The organism is Amycolatopsis alkalitolerans, from assembly GCF_006152065.1.
In the GTDB taxonomy this organism is placed as follows: Bacteria; Actinomycetota; Actinomycetes; order Mycobacteriales; family Pseudonocardiaceae; genus Amycolatopsis_E; species Amycolatopsis_E alkalitolerans.
On record NZ_VDFW01000057.1, the window covers coordinates 1 to 16,601 of the forward strand.

The 16,601-nt window shown below is 71.3% G+C and carries 17 protein-coding genes and 1 pseudogene; 8 read left to right on the forward strand and 10 right to left on the reverse strand.

Going from position 1 to position 16,601, the window contains the following annotated elements; translation table 11 throughout:
- Positions 1-3,619, forward strand: a 3,619-nt coding sequence (locus tag FG385_RS33085) for a HAMP domain-containing protein (RefSeq protein WP_139100756.1), incomplete at its 5' end; no start/stop codon positions are given.
- Between the two features lie 8 nt (positions 3,620-3,627).
- Here the strand turns inward: FG385_RS33085 and FG385_RS33090 are convergent.
- On the reverse strand, positions 3,628-4,437 hold the full coding sequence (locus FG385_RS33090) for an enoyl-CoA hydratase/isomerase family protein (protein ID WP_139100757.1): 810 nt from the start codon (positions 4,435-4,437) through the stop codon (positions 3,628-3,630).
- A 113-nt stretch (positions 4,438-4,550) separates the two neighbouring features.
- On the opposite strand from FG385_RS33090, the gene trxA reads away from it, so the two are divergent.
- The gene (trxA, locus tag FG385_RS33095) at positions 4,551-4,919 is read left to right on the forward strand and encodes a thioredoxin (protein ID WP_139100758.1); all 369 of its coding nucleotides are present in this window, start codon (positions 4,551-4,553) and stop codon (positions 4,917-4,919) included.
- Positions 4,920-4,981: 62 nt separating this feature from the next.
- Here trxA and FG385_RS33100 read toward each other — a convergent pair whose 3' ends face one another.
- Together FG385_RS33100 and FG385_RS33105 are read right to left on the reverse strand one after the other, a co-directional pair.
- Entirely contained in the window at positions 4,982-6,106 is a 1,125-nt protein-coding gene (locus tag FG385_RS33100) for an FAD-dependent oxidoreductase (protein WP_139100759.1), read from the reverse strand.
- Positions 6,103-6,714 (reverse strand): TetR/AcrR family transcriptional regulator, encoded by a 612-nt coding sequence (locus FG385_RS33105; RefSeq protein WP_139100769.1) that lies wholly within the window; start codon positions 6,712-6,714, stop codon positions 6,103-6,105. The genes FG385_RS33100 and FG385_RS33105 overlap by 4 nt, the downstream gene beginning before the upstream one ends.
- Before the next feature lie 24 nt (positions 6,715-6,738).
- Between FG385_RS33105 and FG385_RS33110 the strand changes: the two genes are divergently transcribed.
- Positions 6,739-7,023 carry a metallophosphoesterase family protein gene (locus tag FG385_RS33110; protein ID WP_139100760.1) on the forward strand — a complete coding sequence of 95 codons (285 nt, stop codon included), beginning with the start codon at positions 6,739-6,741 and terminating at the stop codon, positions 7,021-7,023.
- Between the two features lie 41 nt (positions 7,024-7,064).
- Here the strand turns inward: FG385_RS33110 and FG385_RS33115 are convergent, their stop codons facing one another.
- From FG385_RS33115 to FG385_RS33125, 3 genes are all read right to left on the reverse strand, one after another.
- The gene (locus FG385_RS33115; protein ID WP_235022941.1) at positions 7,065-7,868 is read right to left on the reverse strand and encodes a hypothetical protein; all 804 of its coding nucleotides are present in this window, start codon (positions 7,866-7,868) and stop codon (positions 7,065-7,067) included.
- Between the two features lie 149 nt (positions 7,869-8,017).
- The gene (locus FG385_RS33120; RefSeq protein ID WP_139100761.1) at positions 8,018-9,538 is read right to left on the reverse strand and encodes a CHAD domain-containing protein; all 1,521 of its coding nucleotides are present in this window, start codon (positions 9,536-9,538) and stop codon (positions 8,018-8,020) included.
- A 146-nt stretch (positions 9,539-9,684) separates the two neighbouring features.
- Positions 9,685-10,647, reverse strand: a complete 963-nt coding sequence (locus FG385_RS33125) for a glycoside hydrolase family 3 N-terminal domain-containing protein (RefSeq protein WP_407645589.1) — start codon at positions 10,645-10,647, stop codon at positions 9,685-9,687.
- Between the two features lie 7 nt (positions 10,648-10,654).
- Between FG385_RS33125 and FG385_RS35775 the strand changes: the two genes are divergently transcribed.
- From FG385_RS35775 to FG385_RS33145, 5 genes are all read left to right on the forward strand, one after another.
- Positions 10,655-10,828 carry a hypothetical protein gene (locus tag FG385_RS35775; RefSeq protein ID WP_407645591.1) on the forward strand — a complete coding sequence of 58 codons (174 nt, stop codon included), beginning with the start codon at positions 10,655-10,657 and terminating at the stop codon, positions 10,826-10,828.
- Between the two features lie 82 nt (positions 10,829-10,910).
- Positions 10,911-12,056, forward strand: coding sequence for a M24 family metallopeptidase (locus tag FG385_RS33130; RefSeq protein ID WP_139100763.1), 1,146 nt, complete (start codon positions 10,911-10,913; stop codon positions 12,054-12,056).
- Positions 12,053-12,517: an Lrp/AsnC family transcriptional regulator gene (locus FG385_RS33135; protein ID WP_139100764.1), complete on the forward strand. Its 465-nt coding sequence runs from the start codon at positions 12,053-12,055 to the stop codon at positions 12,515-12,517. Before FG385_RS33130 ends, FG385_RS33135 begins: the two co-directional genes overlap by 4 nt.
- 25 nt (positions 12,518-12,542) lie before the next feature.
- The gene (locus FG385_RS33140; protein ID WP_139100765.1) at positions 12,543-12,773 is read left to right on the forward strand and encodes a hypothetical protein; all 231 of its coding nucleotides are present in this window, start codon (positions 12,543-12,545) and stop codon (positions 12,771-12,773) included.
- Positions 12,760-13,059, forward strand: a complete 300-nt coding sequence (locus tag FG385_RS33145; protein ID WP_139100766.1) for a hypothetical protein — start codon at positions 12,760-12,762, stop codon at positions 13,057-13,059. Before FG385_RS33140 ends, FG385_RS33145 begins: the two co-directional genes overlap by 14 nt.
- 9 nt (positions 13,060-13,068) lie before the next feature.
- Here the strand turns inward: FG385_RS33145 and FG385_RS33150 are convergent, their stop codons facing one another.
- From FG385_RS33150 to FG385_RS34150, 4 genes and pseudogenes are all read right to left on the reverse strand, one after another.
- Entirely contained in the window at positions 13,069-14,142 is a 1,074-nt protein-coding gene (locus FG385_RS33150; protein WP_139100767.1) for a GDSL-type esterase/lipase family protein, read from the reverse strand.
- A 37-nt stretch (positions 14,143-14,179) separates the two neighbouring features.
- Positions 14,180-14,833, reverse strand: coding sequence for an ABC transporter ATP-binding protein (locus FG385_RS33155; protein ID WP_139100768.1), 654 nt, complete (start codon positions 14,831-14,833; stop codon positions 14,180-14,182).
- Positions 14,830-15,501, reverse strand: coding sequence for an ABC transporter ATP-binding protein (locus FG385_RS33160; RefSeq protein WP_235022942.1), 672 nt, complete (start codon positions 15,499-15,501; stop codon positions 14,830-14,832). The genes FG385_RS33155 and FG385_RS33160 overlap by 4 nt, the downstream gene beginning before the upstream one ends.
- Positions 15,494-16,601 (reverse strand): annotated as a pseudogene (locus FG385_RS34150) (ABC transporter permease); the annotation flags it as partial. The pseudogene FG385_RS34150 and the gene FG385_RS33160, both read right to left, overlap by 8 nt.

Below are 16,601 nucleotides of genomic sequence, written 5' to 3' on the forward strand. Positions count from 1 at the left end.
GTCCTCGTTCGCCGACGAGGTCACCCGCGTCGCGAAAGAGGTTGGTACGGAAGGGATCCTGGGCGGGCAGGCCCAGGTGCCCGGGGTCGCCGGGACGTGGCGGGACCTGACCACGTCGGTGAACTTCATGGCCGGCAACCTGACCGCGCAGGTCCGCGCGATCGCTCAGGTGGCGACGGCCGTGGCGCGCGGCGACCTGTCCCAGAATGTCACCGTCGATGCGCGTGGCGAGATCCTGGAGCTGAAGTCCACGATCAACACGATGGTCGACACGCTCTCGTCGTTCGCCGACGAGGTCACCAGGGTCGCCCGCGAGGTCGGCACGGAGGGCCGGCTCGGCGGGCAGGCGGACGTCAAGGGCGTGTCGGGCACGTGGAAGGGCCTGACGGAGTCCGTCAACGTCATGGCCGCCAACCTGACCGACCAGGTCCGCTCGATCGCGGAGGTGACGACCGCCGTCGCCCGGGGGGATCTGTCGCAGAAGATCCGGGTCGACGCGCGCGGCGAGATCCTGGAACTCAAGGAAACCATCAACACGATGGTCGGTCAGTTGTCGTCCTTTGCCGACGAGGTCACACGGGTCGCCCGCGAGGTCGGTACCGAGGGGCGCCTCGGTGGTCAGGCGGACGTCAAAGGCGCCTCCGGGACGTGGAAAGGCCTCACCGAGTCCGTCAACGTCATGGCCGACAACCTCACCGACCAGGTGCGCTCGATCGCCTCGGTCGCGACCGCCGTCGCGCGCGGGGACCTGTCGCAGAAGGTCACGGTCGAGGCCAAGGGGGAGGTCGCCGCTCTCGCCGACACGATCAACACGATGGTCGACACCCTGTCGGCGTTCGCGGGCGAGGTCACCCGCGTCGCCCGGGAGGTCGGGACCGAAGGGATCCTGGGCGGGCAGGCGCGCGTGCCGAACGTCGCCGGGACCTGGAAGAGCCTCACCGACAACGTGAACTCGATGGCGAACAACCTGACGGCGCAGGTCCGCTCGATCGCGCAGGTCACCACCGCCGTCGCGCGCGGTGAGATGAACCAGAAGATCGACGTCGACGCGCGCGGCGAGATCCTCGAGCTCAAGACGACCATCAACACGATGGTCGACACGCTGTCCTCGTTCGCCGCGGAGGTCACCCGGGTGGCGCGCGAGGTGGGCAAGGAAGGCCGGCTCGGCGGGCAGGCGGAGGTCGAGGGCGTTTCGGGCACCTGGAAACGGCTCACCGAGAACGTCAACGAGCTCGCCGGGAACCTGACCCGGCAGGTGCGAGCGATCGCGGAGGTCGCGAGCGCGGTCGCGACCGGAGACCTGACCCGGTCGATCTCCGTGGAGGCCGAGGGAGAAGTCGCCGAGCTGAGCGACAACATCAACGCCATGGTCCGGTCACTGCGCGAAACCACGCGCGCGAACGAGGACCAGGACTGGCTCAACAAGAACCTCGCGCGGATCTCCGGCCTGCTGCAGGGCCACCGGGACCTGCGGACGGTCGCGCAGCTGATCATGAACGAGCTGACCCCGCTCGTCGGCGCGCAGCACGGCACGTTCTTCCTCATGGAAGCCGGGGAGCCGGTGCTCAGGCTGATCGCCGGCTACGGGCACGCCGCCACCGGTGAAGTCACCTTCGACCTCGGGCAGTCGCTCATCGGCCAGGTCGCGCAGACGAAGATCCCGATCGTGGTCGACGAGACCCCGCCCGCGTACGTCACCATCTCCTCGAGCCTCGGGCACGCGCCGCCGGTCAACCTGATCGTGCTGCCGATCGTGTTCGAGGACCAGGTGCTCGGTGTGATCGAACTTGCCTCGTTCACCCGGTTCACGCCGGTGCGGCGGGACTTCCTGGAACAGCTGATGGAGAGCATCGGCGTCAACGTCAACACGATCATCGCCAACGCCCGCACGGACTCGCTGCTGGCGGAGTCCCAGCGGCTCGCGGGTGAGCTGCAGGCACAGCAGGTGAAGCTCCAGCAGTCCAACGCCGAACTGGGGGAGAAGGCCGAACTGCTGGCGCGCCAGAACCGGGACATCGAGTTCAAGAACGTCGAGATCGAACAGGCGCGCCAGGAGATCGAGGAACGTGCCCAGCAGCTGGCGCTCGCGTCGAGGTACAAGTCCGAGTTCCTCGCCAACATCTCGCACGAGCTGCGTACCCCGCTGACGAGCCTGCTCATCCTCGCCGGGGTGCTCGCGCAGAACTCGACGCGGAACCTCACCCCGAAACAGGTCGAGTTCGCGGAGGTCATCCAGTCCGCGGGCACCGATCTGCTGCAGCTGATCAACGACATCCTCGACCTGTCGAAGGTCGAGGCCGGCCGCATGGACATCCACACCGAGCAGGTCCCGCTGCCGCAGCTGCTGGAGTACGTCGAGGCCACCTTCCGGCCGCTGACCGCGGAAAAGGGGCTCGAGTTCGAAGTCACGGTCGGCGAGGACGTGCCCGGCGAGCTGTGCACGGACGAGCAGCGGCTGCGCCAGGTGCTGCGCAACCTGCTGTCCAACGCCGTCAAGTTCACCGAAAGCGGCCGGATCGAACTGCGGGTGCGCGCGGTGGACCACGGCGCGAGCCTGGAGTTCGCGGTGCTGGACACGGGAATCGGCATCGCGCCGGAGAACCTGGAGACGATCTTCGGGGCGTTCCAGCAGGCGGACGGAACGACGAGCCGCCGTTACGGCGGCACCGGGCTCGGCCTGTCGATCAGCAGTCAGGTCGCGAACCTCCTCGGCGGCGAGATCCACGCGGAGAGCCGGCTCGGCAGCGGCAGCACGTTCACCCTGACCTTGCCGGTCACCCCCGCCGAGGAGGGCCAACCGGGAACACAGCGCAGGGTGCTGATCCTGGAGGCCGCGGACGACCGGCTGCTCACCTTGCTCGTGCGTGAGTTCGTCGCGGATATCACCGGCGAACCCGTGCACATCGAGTCGGTGACCACCCCGGACGATGCGGTCGCGGCGCTGACCACGCGCGAGTACCGGTGCGTGGTGCTCGACGCGAGCCTGCCCGACGGGTCCGCGCTGGGCTTGCTCCAGCGGCTCGGCGAGAGCGAGCGCCTGAAGGCGGTGCCGGTGCTCGCCCATCCGACCCGGGCGTTCGTTCCCGCGCACGAACAACTGGTGGAGACGCACCGGACCGAGCTGCTGACCGCACTCGACGAGCTACGGGAGCGGTTCCTGGAGCTGCTGGGCGAGTCGCGGGGTCCCGCCCCGGCGGTGGTCGAAGCGCAGGCCGCGCCGCCGAGCCCAGGCAACCCGCCCGGGCTACACGGACGGAAGGTCCTGCTGATCGACGACGACGCGCGCAACGTGCTGGCGATCGCGGGCATGCTGGAGCTGCACGGGATGACGGTGCGGCACGCACCCAACGGCCGCAAGGGAATCGAGGAGCTGCTCGCGAGCCCGGACGTCGACCTGATCCTGATGGACGTGATGATGCCCGAGATGGACGGGTACGCCACGACGGCGGCGATCCGGGAGATCCCACGGTTCGACCGGCTGCCGATCATCATGGTGACGGCGAAGGCGATGGCGGGGGACCGGGAGAAGAGCCTCGCCGCCGGCGCGAGCGACCATGTCACGAAACCGGTCGACCCCGACGAGCTGCTGGGCTGTATCGGGCGGTGGCTGGCGGCCTGAACGCGGTGTTACCGGGGGTCTGACGGCATCGCCCACTCGCCCGTGTACTCGGCCGTGGTCTTGGACAGGAAGGCCTCGAACGCGGCCGGCACGTCCGCGGTCGCGAAGTTGATCGCCTGCGCGCGGGACTCGTTCTCCAGCGCGTCCCGCAGCGACGCACCGGCGCCCTGCTGCAGGAGTGCCTTGGACTGCGCGAGCGCGACCGGGGGCAACGCGGCCAGTTCGGCGGCAGTGGCCGCGACGAACTTGTCGAGCTCTTCGACCGGCTTCACCCAGGTGACGAGCCCGAGCCGCAAGGCCTCGTCGGCGTCGATCATCTCCGCGAGCAGCGCCAGCCGTTTCGCCTGCTGGAGTCCGACCAGCCGGGGCAGCAGCCACGATCCGCCGAAGTCGAGGGACAGCGCTCGTTTGGCGAAGATCTGGCTGAACCGCGCCCGCGGCGTGGCCACCACGAGGTCACAGCCGAGGGCGAGATTCCAGCCCGCGCCGACCGCGACACCGTCGACCTTTGCGATCGTCGGCTTGGGCAACTCGTGCAGGTACAGCGCGATCTCGCTGATCACGTGCATGCGGTGCAGCGGATGACCGCCGCTGGTGATGTCGCCGAGGTCGGCGCCCGCGCAGAACTCGCCGCCGGCGCCGGTCACCACCACGGCGCGGACCGCGGTGTCCTCTCCGGCTTCCCGCAGCGCCGCGCGCAGGCCGGTCCAGGTGGACTCGTCGAGGGCGTTCTTGCGGTGCGGGCGGTTGATGGTGACCGTGGCGACGGCGCCGTCCCGGTCGAGCAGTACGGTCGCGGCGCTGGTGCCTGGAGACATTCGGTTCCTCCTCGAGCGATGTCCGAGTGCGATTCTGACAGCCAGCCACCGGAATTCCCCGGCCCGTGCCGACGTTGGACGGGCAGTCACCCCAGCGACGCTAGGAGAGTCACGTGGCAACGGTCGAGCTGACCAAGGAGAACTTCGACGAGACGGTCGGGCAGCAGGGCATGGTGCTGGTCGACTTCTGGGCGTCGTGGTGCGGACCGTGCCGGATGTTCGCTCCCGTGTACGAGACGGCGTCGGACAAGCATGAGGACGTCGTCTTCGGCAAGGTGGACACGGAGGCGCAGCAGGAACTGGCGGCGGCCTTCGGTATCTCGTCCATCCCGACGTTGATGGTCGTCCGGGACGGCGTGGTGCTCTACGCTCAGCCGGGTGCACTGCCCGAGCAGGCGCTCGAGGAGCTGATCGGCAAGGCGCAGGAACTCGACATGGACGAGGTACGCGCCGAGGTGGCCAAACAGCAGCAGCAGTCCTGAGCGGACCGGCTGATCCGGTACCCGGGGCGCACCCCGCGGGCCCGGCCCGCCTCTAGCCTCACTCAAACGGCGGTGAACATCTCGACCAGCCCGCGCGGGGCATCGGGCGCGAAGCACAGTTCGAGCCCCTGCGCGGAATCGCGGGCGGATTCCTCCGCTCGCGGGAACATGGCCGCTTCGTGGACCGCCAGGGCCGCCTCGGTGTCGCCGGGGTTCTTGGCGAGCGCGAGGCCGAGTTCGGCCCCGTCGGTCATCGCGAGGTTCGCGCCCTCGCCTGCGAACGGGGACATCAGGTGCGCGGCATCGCCGACGAGCGTGACGCCGGGCACGCGGGCCCAGCGGTGCCCAGGCGGCAGGAGGTGGATCGCGCGGGGAGTCAGCGGTCCGTCGGCTTCGCTGATGAACGCGCGCAGGCTGCCGTCCCAGCCCTCGAACTCCTCGAGCATGGCCGCTTTCACCGCCGCCGTGTCGGTGAAGTCGATGCCTGCGAGCCAGTCCTCGCCGGTGCGGACGGCGACCGCGATGTGGAGGCTGCCATCGGGCCTGCGATGACCGAGGAAGCCCTTGCCGTCGCCGAGCGCGAACAGCATGCCGCCCCCGGCGATGGCGGCGGCGGACGGATGCCGGGTGTCGGCGTCCAGCAGGTCGAGTTCCGCAAAGGACACCCCGGCGTGCGCCGGGACCGCGGTGGACACCAGCGGGCGGATCCGCGACCAGGCCCCGTCGGCACCGATCAGGAGGCCGGTCGTGAACGACGTGCCGTCGGCGAGAGTCACCTCGTGGCCGCCCGCGACTGGACGGGCACCGGTGACCTTGGCGCCCCACCGGACCGTGCCGTCCGGCAGCGCGCCGAGCAGCAGGTCACGCAGCCGGCCACGCTCGATTTCCGGCCGCCCGCCTTCGCCGTCGTCGTCCTCGCTGTGCTGGAGGACGCCGTTCTTGTCCAGGACGCGCACCGCCTGACCGCCCTCATGGACGAGAGTGCGGAACGCGTCGTACAGCCCGGCAGCCCGCAGCGCGGCCTGGCCGGTGTCCTCGTGGATATCGAGCATGCCGCCCTGGGTCCGGGCCGACGGCGACGCGGACAGCTCGAAGACCGTGGCCTCGATGCCGTGGACGTGCAGTACGCGCGCGAGTGTGAGGCCGCCCAGCCCGCCGCCGATGATCGCGATGGGGTGGTGGTTCATGGTGTGCTCCTCGGTGTGTACGCGATTCCGTTGATGACCACCCGGAACGCCCAGCCGAGGCGCTCTTCAGGGGTGCCGGACAGCAGGTCCGCGCCGAGCGCGGCGATATGCGGATGGGCCGGCGACGCGTGCTGGATGGCCTGGGTGAGCTTGTTCCAGTCGGCTTCGGTCACCGGCGCGTCGCCGGAATGCTCGGCCACGGTCGCGGTGGCCAGTTGCAGCAGGACGTCCAGCCCCCACGCCGCCTGCGCGGGCGGGACACCGCCCTCGTCCAGCAGCGCGAGCAGCGACTCGGCCAGCTCCAGGTAGTGCGCGCCGCTGGGCCGGGCGACCAGGGCGGACCGTGCGAGCCCGGCGTGCTCGAACAGGACGGTGGTGTAGGACAGCAGGATTTCGATCAGCCTGTCCCGCCAGTCACCGCCGGCCCGGATCGGGCGCAGGTCGACCTTGCCGAGCAGTTCATCGAGCACGGCCGCGTGCAGTTCGTCGGTGTTGGCGACGTAGACGTACAGCGAGGCCGGGCCCGTGTCGAGCTCCTGCGCCAGGCGGCGCATGGTCACCTTCCGCAGGCCTTCGGCGCGCAGGATCGCGACCGCGGCGGTGACCATCCGCCCGTCCGGGCGCACAGCACGGTGCTCGACGGGATCCGCCTACGGGGCGAGGACCGGCTCGCCGCGCTGCTGGAGCGTTACCCGCAGGTCGTGGCCGTCCTGTGCGGGCACGCACATACCGCGGCGGCGAGCACGTTCGCGGGCAAGCCGCTGCGCGCCGCGCCCGGCGTCGTGTCCACCCTGAAACTGCCGTGGGAGCACGGCGATCTGCTCGACTACGCCCAGCCGCCCGCGCTGGCCTTCCACGTCCTCGACGACGAGCACCGGCTCACGACCCACTACCGGGTGCTTCCCGGCTCGCGCTGACGAGAACGCTACGGCCCTTGGTCCCTGCGATCGTGGGACTTTCAGCGGTACCGCGCCTGCGCCGACCGGCCGCACACTAGGCGCACGTGCGGATGCTCGGGGTATCGGCACGGCGGGGGTGGGCGGCGCTCGATCGGGGACGCGCCGCTCGCAGGGAGGCTTCCGTGGCCGGTCGGGGTGCCATGCACGGAAGCTCCGCGTTGGGGCAGTCCGGTCGTCCGGGCTGCCCCAACGTCGTTCAGCCGGCCGCCTGCCTGCCCTCGGTGAAGAACGCCGCGATGTCCGCCAGCCCGCGCAGCGGCCGCGCGGCGCCGAACGGCGCTGTCCAGAATGGACCTTGCCGGGGCCGGTGCGGCCCGACGTAGGCATACGGTTCGGGCAGGTATCCGTCGCCGGGGGGAGACGCCGTAGTTGATCTCGCCGGTGGTGATGGCGAGGTCGAAGTGTTCGGGCCAGAGCACCGGTTCCTCCGCGGGCGCGAACCGGCGCAGCGCCTCGTCACCGGCCGCGAACGCGGATATCGCGGCTTGCAGCGGACCGGGTTCGAGGGTGATCCGCTTATCGGGCCTGGCCCCGGACCCGTCCCGGTACAGCCCGGCCGGGGCGCCCGCCTCGACTCCGGCGGCTTGTCCGGCCTCGGCGAAAGTGACTCCGTTGAGCGAGATCCGCCGCTCACCCGCGACCAGGTGGTCACCGTCGAGGCGCAGGTCCGGTTCGAGGGTCGTACCGAACCCGTTGGGGGTGGCCCGCAACCGGATCCGCCCGGAGGTGCGGTATTGCGGCCCGGCGAGCAGCAGTTCGGCGATGCCGTGCAGGGACCGCAGAGTCGCTTCCGTCGGGTTCATCCGTCTCCTCTCGAAGGGCCGCCGCCTACGGTAGCGGTCGCCACCCGCTTGACGGTGCGGATGACCGGCACGGTCTCGACGTGCCCGATGCCCTCGATGGTCCCGGCGCTGGACGGCGACTTGGAACGGTGGCCCGCTGCGCACGCCGGTCAACGAACCAGCCCGGTGAACCGGCCGGATTTCGCGACGAACGCGCTGACCGCGGCCGTCAGGTCGTGGCGCGCCTCGTTCTCGTGGTCGACGAACCCGGCCAGCAGCTCACCCATCGCCAGCAACGCGGCCGCGGGCGGCGGGCCTTCGTCGACCATCTCCTGCGCGTAGGCGCGCAATGTCTGGCTCTGGACCTCGCCGTCCTGGAACGCGCCGAGGACATCCTGCAGCCGCTTGAGATCCTTGAGCACGCCGCGATGCGTGACCGGCTCGCACACCGGCTGGAACACCTCAAGCCCGTAGCGCAGTTCCTTGCACCGCTTGCGCAGGTCGTGCACGCCCGCGGCCGGAGACTCGGGCGTGATCGCCTTCGCACGCCGCGTGACGCGCTTGGTCAGGCGCCGCAAGCGGTCCACGGCCAGCTCGTCCACCGTCGTCTTCGCACCGCCAGATTCGACGACCCCCGTCAGCGCGGCGCGCCAGCTTTCCATCGCGCGGGCGAACCGCTGCCCGCGCAGCCCTCGGACGAGCGCCTTGCGCGCCGCGGCCTGGTGCCGCTCCAGATGTGCTTTGAACGGAGCGAGGTCGTCGCCGCCGCCGGCGGTCAGGCCTTGCGCGAGACCGTCGAACTCCAGCAGGTACACGTCGAGGTCGCGGCTCGGCGTGGTGAGATCGCCGAGCTCCTTGAACCGGCCCGCGTAGCGTCCGGCGAGGTCGCCGAGAAGCACATCGCCCGCGATCTTCAGCAGTGACCGCGTGCGCCGCACCCCCACCCGGAGCTGATGGAGGAACTCGGGGTCGATGTCGTCGATCGTGCCGTCGACGTTCGCCATGATCGCGTCGGCGAACCCCAGTAACGCGGTCGCGATCGCCACATCGGCGGGCATCCCCGGCGTGATCTCGAACCGCGATCTTTCCCCGGGCAGCCCGCAGGCGTCCAGCAGGTCCTCGTAGAGAGTGTGGCCGAGGGGCTCGAACTCGCCGGTTTCGCGCAGCGCGCGCACGACCCATTTGCCGTCGCGGCGGCGGCCCTCCGCTGGGCTCACCGTGACCCGGACCAGCGGCCCCGTGCGGATCGGGTGGACGGCGGTGGCCTCGGCCCATTCGATCCGCACGGCCTCCTCACCCTCGGGGTCGCACAGCACGATCTCGCGGAACGTGGTGCGGCTGCGCACCTTCGGCGCGATCGCGCGCACCCACATCGCGTCCGCGACCGCTTCGCGCACCGCCCCGCCGGGCAGCGCCTCGACCCGAGCGGGCCACGCCGGGGGCTCGGTGAGCTTCACCGCGTCCGCGTCGAGTACGAGCGACCCGGGCCCGGATGCACCTTCGTGCGTCAGCACCAGACCGCGGCGCCGCAGCCGCCAGTCCACCGTGTCCAAATAGGACGCCGTGCGCACCCGGCGCGGCCCCAGCATGATCTTGTACTGCTCGGCGACCGGCGCGAGCGCACGTTCCAGCTCGGCCGGTTCGGCCCGGGTCGGGCTTCCCCGCCAGCGCAAGGTGACGTCGATCGGCACAGTCGTTTCTCCATGGCGTGGACAGTGGCTGGCCAGTATAAGTCAACCGAACCGACATTCGGTGTTCACCTTGGGTTCGCCTTCCTGTGCGCCAGGCACACTGGCGGCATTTCCGAACCTGTCGCGCTTGTCGGTGCGCTGATGCGTCAGCAGGCGTGCTTGGCGGGCAGGATCCGGTGCAGCGCATCATCGACGCGGGTGGCCGGTAACTCACCCGACTCCAGCGCCTGCTCGAGCCGGTCCAGGACCGGGTCCAGATCGCCGCCGCCGGACCACAGTGCCTGATCGGCCCCGGCGAGCAGCGCGTGCAGCACGGCGTCGGGCAGGCGGTAGGTCGCGGTGATCGCCTTCATCGCACCGAGGTCGTCGGTCAGGACCGGGCCGGTGAAGCGATAGCCGGTGCGCAGCAGCTGGTAGGCGGCGGGGGACAGCGACGCCGGCTGCCCGCCGGTGAGCCCCGGCACGGTGAGATGCCCGACCATGACCTCGCCGCCGTTGAAGTCTGCGACCGCCTGATACGGCACGAGGTCGTTGGTGCGCAAGGAACTCAGCGGCGGTGTGGTCACCGCGCCGGCGTGGGAGTCGCCGGTGGCGTGCCCGTGCCCGGGGAAGTGCTTGAACACCGGGGTGACGCCGCCGTCGCGCAACCCGGCGGCGAACGCGAGCCCGTAGTCGCGGGCCTTCGCCGGATCGCTGCTGAACGAGCGGTCGCCAATCGGGCCGTTGTCCGGCTGCGAGCTGACGTCGAGGTCGGGCGCGAAATCCATGGTGACGCCACGCGCCCGTAACTGCTGCCCCCGCTTGAGCCCGATCGCGCGCACCTGGTCGACGGTCATCGTCCGGGCCATCACCCGTGCGCTGGGGATCGATCCGTCCAGCGCGTCGATGCGCTGGACGCGACCGCCTTCCTCGTCGACGGCGACCGCGAGCCCCCACCGCGCGGCCCGCTGGACAGGCGCCAGCGCATTGCCACGCAACAGGTCCGTCGGGTTCCCGCCGATGAAGACGCCGCCGGGCTGTTCGGTACGCACGAGGGTGAGCGCGGCCCCGGGGTCGCTCGGGTTCACGCCGACGAACACCATCTGCGCGAGCCGCTGACGCGGGGTCATCTGCGCAATGACGGCGGCGCACGCGTCCGGGGGCGGTCCGGCGGGGGAAGCGGACGACGGCGCGGCCGACGTGCTGGACGGTGCCGGCGGGGTACTCGCCGGTTGGGGCGCGCCCGCACACGCGGCGAGCACGGCCGTCAGGCCGAGGGCGGGGACGATCCGGGACTTCATGGGCTCCTGACGTCGGGGTGCGCGAGGAGTCTAGTAGCCGAGGGCGCGCGTCCCTGGATGGACACCGGCGGCGGGGCGGCTAGTCTTCGGGCATGTCCCGCCGATCAACACCGCCCATGCCCCTGGACCCGGCTGTCCTGCGTTCCCGGTTGGACCGGGCGCGAAAGGCGGCGGCCGGCGCCGAGACCGACGCGCTGCTCATCGCCCCGGGCTCGGACCTGCGCTACCTGCTCGGTGAGGCGGGCGGTTCGTTCGAACGGCTGACCGCCCTCGTGCTGCCGGCCGGTGACGGGGTTCCCGCGCTGATCGTGCCGAAGCTCGAAGCGCCCGGGTACGCGCACGTGCCCACCGCCGAACTCGGCGTCGAGGTCGTCACGTGGGTCGACGGTGACGATCCGTACCGCATCGCCGCCGACCGTCTCGGCAAGCCCGGCCGCGTCGCGGTCAGCGACAACACCATGGCTCTGCACGTACTCGCGTTCCGCGACGCGTTCGGCGACGCCGAGCAGACGCTGGCCGGCCCGGTGGTCCGGGAACTGCGCATGCGTAAGGACGCCGCCGAGGTGGACGCCCTGCGCCGTGCGGGTGCCGCGATCGACCGCGTGCACGCCCGGATGGGCGAGTGGCTTCGGCCCGGCCGGACCGAAGCCCAGGTCGCCGCGGACATCGCGGCGGGAATCGTGGCCGAGGGGCACGCGGTGGCCGAGTTCGTCATCGTGGGTTCCGGGCCGAACGGCGCGAGCCCGCACCACGACGTGTCCGAGCGCGTCATCGAACGCGGCGACATCGTGGTGATCGACATCGGCGGCCCGATCCCGGAGGGCTACAACTCCGATTCCACCCGGACGTACGCGATCGGTGAGCCGCGCGACGCGGATGTCGCGGAGACCTACGCCGTCCTGCAGCGCGCGCAGCGGGCCGCGGTCGCGGCGGTGCGGCCGGGCGTCACGGCGCAGGAGGTCGACGCCGCCGCGCGCGACCTGATCGCCGGCGCGGGTTTCGGCGAGTTTTTCATCCACCGCACCGGCCACGGGATCGGGCTCGACGTGCACGAGGAGCCGTACATCGTCGGCGGCAACACGCTGGAGCTGGAGCCCGGGATGGCCTTCAGCGTCGAGCCGGGGATCTACCAGCCGGGGCGCTGGGGCGCGCGGATCGAGGACATCGTCGTGGTCACCGAAACCGGTGGCGAGTCGCTCAACAACCGCCCGCACGAGCTCGTCGTGCTCGGCTCGTGAACGCCCCGGGCCCGCTGGAGCCGCTCGACCAGGCGATCGCGCAGGAGCTCGCGGCGGACGGGCGGTGCAGCTTCACCGACCTCGCCGAGCGGGTAGGGCTGTCGGTTTCGGCCGTGCACCAGCGCGTCCGCCGGCTCGAACAGCGGGGCGTGATCCGGGGCTACACCGCGCAGCTCGACGGCGAGCTGATCGGGCTGCCGCTGACCGCGCTGATCTCGCTGACCCCGAACGATCCCGCCGCGCCGGACGACTATCCGCAGCGGCTGGAGCACATCACCGAGATCGAGTCGTGTTATTCGGTGGCGGGGGACGAGTCGTACATCCTGCTCGTGCGGGTCGCGTCGCCGCGGGCGCTGGAGGATCTGCTGCGCCGGATCCGCGAGTCGGCCATGGTGTCGACCCGCACGACGGTGGTGCTTTCGACGCCGTTCGAAGGGCGCACACCGACGCTGTCGTCGTGACCGTGTCGAGAGTACGATAAAAGGTATGGCAACACGTAAGGTCACATTGTCGCTGGACGCTTCGGCGATCGAATACGCGGAGCGGGCCGCGAAGGCGCATGGGCTGTCGTTGTCGTCGTGGCTGTCGAAGGCCGCGCGGCGCGAGGCCGTCCGCACCGGATACCGGGCGCGCCCTGCCGGTGACCTGGCGAGTGTGGCGGCGGCGGACGAGGCCGAGACAGCCGCGGCGGAGAAGGAACTGCGTGCGGAGGGGTGAGGTCTGGACGTATCGCCCGCCGGTCCAGCCCGCGCGTGAGCGCACCGTGCTGTTGCTGTCTTCGGACGGGGTGAACGAGTCCGACCGGCCGTGGCTGCTGGGCACGGAGTTGCTCGAGCAGGATCCGCAGGACATCCTCGGCGTGCCGCTGGACTCGCGGTTCTGGATCTCGACGCTGTACTTGACCCGCCTCTACCGCGGCTGGCTCACTGAACGCGTCGCCGAGATCGACCAGACCACCCAGGATCAGATCGACGCCGCCCTCCGCGCCGCCCTAGACCTCTAGCCGAGTGGGTTAGGGGCCGGGGACGGTGGCGGCGGCGTGGAGGTTGCCGTCGGCGCCGGAGAGGCAGGCGGCCGAGGGGAGCGCGGTCGCCAGGAACTCGGTCAGGCACCGGCCGATCTCGGCCTGGCCGTTCGCGTTGGGGTGGAACGACTCCTGCAGTGCGTGGGTGGCCCGGTCGGCGTCGGCGAGGTCGTTGAGCCGCAGGGTCAGCCTGCTGAACCACTCCTTGCCCGGATCGGCGCCGCCGCTGCACGCCTCGTGCCCGCGGCCCGCGCGCGAAAGGTCCAGGAACCGCGCGCCGGTCTGGGCTGCGGCCCGTGCGAGACCGGCGGACAGCGTGATCACGCCGTTGTCGCGCACCCACCGCAGATCCTGCGTCCGGAACGGGCAGCCGTTGAGGTTCTGCAGGTCGGGCGGGATGTCGGGGCCGATCGGCGCCGCGTAGGACTGCAGCACCAACTGGTAGTCCCCTGGCCGGTACCCGGCCGTCGCGAGCACCGTCTTGACGTCGGTGACCGCGGCCACGACCTTCGGCACCATCGCGTTGACCTGGTCCTGCCAGTTGGGTGCGACGGCGTCGCTGCAAGGCGGCCTGCCGGCGACGAACCACGCCTGGAAGCACTGGGAGACCAGCGCGGAGAAGCGCGGATCGTCGTTCGCGCCGACCGCGATCACGACGACGGCGACCCGGTGGTCCTTCACGAGGTTCGCCAGCTGCCCGGCCTGCGAGGGTTCGGTCCACTGCTTGGCCTCACCCAGCGCGACCTGCGCCGCGGGCGCCCCGGAACAGGCGAAGTTGACCTTGGCGGCGATACCGGGCACGTCGGTCTCGAACACCTCCGCGTCGGGCGAGCGGTGACACCAGTCGCCGTTCGTCCCGTTGGTGCCGGCCGTGTAGTTCCCCGTGCCCTCGCCGGAGACCGTGCTGTCGCCGAGCGTCACGATCGTCAGCGGGCCGGTGCCGGGCGGCCCGGGCCGCCTGATCGGCGGGCTGCTGCCGGGGCCGGAGAACACGAAGATCGCGGTGAGCACGGCGACGAACAGGAGGACGCCCCCGCCGATCGACCACCGATACCGTCGCATCGACGTGAAGTCTACGGAGCCCGCGGTGAAGCGGTGATCACGCCGCGGAGAGGACCCCGTCACTGAGCCGGACCCGGCGGTCGGCGATCGCGTGAACCGCGTCGTCGTGGGTCGCGACGATGACCGCCGCGCCCTCGTCCGCGCAGCGGCGCAACAACCGCAGCACCGCCGGGCTGCTGCCGGCGTCGAGATGCGCCGTCGGCTCGTCGGTCAGCAGGACCTTCGGCCGGCCGCTGACGGCCCGCGCGAGCGCGACCCGCTGCTGCTGCCCGAACGACACCTCCGACGGGTAGCGATCGGCCAGCTGCCCGACGCCGAGATCCGCCAGCAGCCCGGTCACCCGCTCCTCGGTGCTGTCCGTGCCCGGTCGCAGCCGCAGCGGCAACGCGACGTTCTCGGCCACCGTCAGCTCGTGGGCGAGCCCGAGCGCCTGCGGCAGCACCGCGCAGGTGTGCCACGGTGGGGCGCCGTCGATGGGCTCCCCGGCCAGCAGCACGCGGCCGGAGTCGGGGGAGTCGAACCCGCCGAGCAGCGCCAGTAACGCGCTCTTGCCGGAACCGGACCGTCCGGACACGGTGACCAGTTCACCGGCGGCCACGGACAGTTCCAGCCCGCGCAGCACCTCGACATCGCCGCTGGGATGGCTGAACCGCCGCCGGAGTCCGAAGGCGTGTACCGCGGGCTCGCTCACTCGACCCCTTCCAGCCTGCCGTCGCGCAACCGCGCGATCCGGGTGCCCAGTTCGATCAACCGGTCGTCATGGGAGGCGACGAGCACGGCGAAGCCGTGTTCCGCCAGATAGCGCAGGGTTTCCAGGACGAGATCGGCCGAGACCTCGTCCAGCTGCGAGGTCGGTTCGTCGGCCAGGATCACCGACGAACCTCGCGCGAGCGCGCAGCCGAACGCCAGCCGCTGCTGCTGACCGCCGGACAGCGCGGAGATATGCCACGAGCCGGTGCCGGCGAGCCCCAGCCGCGACAGGATCTCCTCCGGTTCGCACCGGCGCCGCGCCGACTGAGCCGCGGCGCGAAGGTTGTCCGCGACGTTCAGGTAGTCCAGCAGGTTCTCCGGCGGGTTCTGGAACACCAGCCCCAGATGGTCGCGCCGCAGCGCGCGCCGAGCCGGATGCCTGAGCGGGCCCGTGTCGGTGCCGTCGAACCGCAGCGTGCCACGCGCCGGCCGTTCGAACAGGCCCAGCACGCGCAGCAGCGTCGACTTGCCCGAGCCGGACGGGCCGGCGAACACCGTGATGCCCGAACGCGGGACGGCGATGGTCACGTCGTGCAGGCCGGTCACGGTGCCGGCGGGGGTCGGGTAGTCCACGCCGATCCGGTCGAGTTCGAACACGGTGTCACGCACGCAGCAGCTCCGCGGTCCGGGCAGTCCGTACCGAACGCACCGCGAGCCAGCCCGCCAGCAGGACCACCGCGATCGCGGCGGCGGCGACCGCGAGCACGAAGGTCGTCTGATCGGGCAGCGCCGAGCGGGGCGCGAGCCAGCGCACCGGGTCGAATCTCGGCACGGCCAGGCTCGCGACGGTCACCCCGCACGCGACCCCGGCGACCGCCGCGAGGCCGGCGAGCGCGCCCAGTTCGATCAGGTGGCTCCGGAACAGGGCCCGCACCCCCATGCCCATCCGCAGTACGAGCGCCCCGGCGAGCGCGTTCTGCCGCCGCCGCACTTCGACGGCGACCAGCAGCGCGAGCACGGCGACGACGGCGAGCACCCCGCCCAGCAGGCTCACGAAGGAAAACGTCCACTCCACGACGTAGAACGGCAGCGCGTCGAGTGCGGTGTCCTGGCTGGTGCGGTTGATCTGCAGGAGCGCCGCCGCCGACAGGTGGGCGGACAGCTGATCCATCGGAAGCTGCGACAGCAGGCTCCACTGCGGGATGCTCGCCAGCTGTGCCGGGGTCAGCGCGGTGCGCGAGACGACATAGCCGGAGTTGTTCCCCAGCAGCGGAAACCACGGCAGGTCCGTGACCGTGACCGCGTCCGGCAGGCCCCCTGGCAGCTTCGCCGACTGGTCCGCGGAGTGCCCGACGCGGATGGCGGGCAACCCGCCGGGGACCGGATGTGCCAGCCGTGGCACCAGATCCGTGACTTCGTCCCGCAGCGAGCCGAGGTACGCGGAGCGGGCGAAGGTCGCCGGATCCACCACCAGCACCACACTGCCGGTACCGCTGGTGCGCCCGGCGATCGTGCTCGTGCCGGCGATCGGCGCGGGCAGCGGCGTTTCGCCCAACCCCACCTTCGTGTCGACGTCGACCCGGCTCACCGCACCGACGAGGGCGCCGGTCTTGGTGTCCAGCGCGGTGCGCTGCCCGCCCGCGATGCCGTTGCCCGCGGCGAGCGTGCCGATCGCGAGCACCCCGATCACCAGCACCCCGGTGACGGGGGCACGTGCACCGGCCAGTCGGCGGATCGCCAGCTGCAGCGGTGGTCTCGACCACAGCCGC

What these genes read in the sequence shown, in the direction of transcription:
- FG385_RS33090 (WP_139100757.1), bottom strand. Translation starts at nt 4,437, where the DNA reads ATGTCTCCAGGCACCAGCGCCGCGACCGTACTGCTCGACCGGGACGGC.
- FG385_RS33100 (WP_139100759.1), bottom strand. Translation starts at nt 6,106, where the DNA reads ATGAACCACCACCCCATCGCGATCATCGGCGGCGGGCTGGGCGGCCTC.
- FG385_RS33105 (WP_139100769.1), bottom strand. Translation starts at nt 6,714, where the DNA reads ATGGTCACCGCCGCGGTCGCGATCCTGCGCGCCGAAGGCCTGCGGAAG.
- FG385_RS33115 (WP_235022941.1), bottom strand. Translation starts at nt 7,868, where the DNA reads ATGAACCCGACGGAAGCGACTCTGCGGTCCCTGCACGGCATCGCCGAA.
- FG385_RS33125 (WP_407645589.1), bottom strand. Translation starts at nt 10,647, where the DNA reads ATGACCCCGCGTCAGCGGCTCGCGCAGATGGTGTTCGTCGGCGTGAAC.
- FG385_RS35775 (WP_407645591.1), top strand. Translation starts at nt 10,655, where the DNA reads ATGACGGCGGCGCACGCGTCCGGGGGCGGTCCGGCGGGGGAAGCGGAC.
- FG385_RS33130 (WP_139100763.1), top strand. Translation starts at nt 10,911, where the DNA reads ATGTCCCGCCGATCAACACCGCCCATGCCCCTGGACCCGGCTGTCCTG.
- FG385_RS33140 (WP_139100765.1), top strand. Translation starts at nt 12,543, where the DNA reads ATGGCAACACGTAAGGTCACATTGTCGCTGGACGCTTCGGCGATCGAA.
- FG385_RS33150 (WP_139100767.1), bottom strand. Translation starts at nt 14,142, where the DNA reads ATGCGACGGTATCGGTGGTCGATCGGCGGGGGCGTCCTCCTGTTCGTC.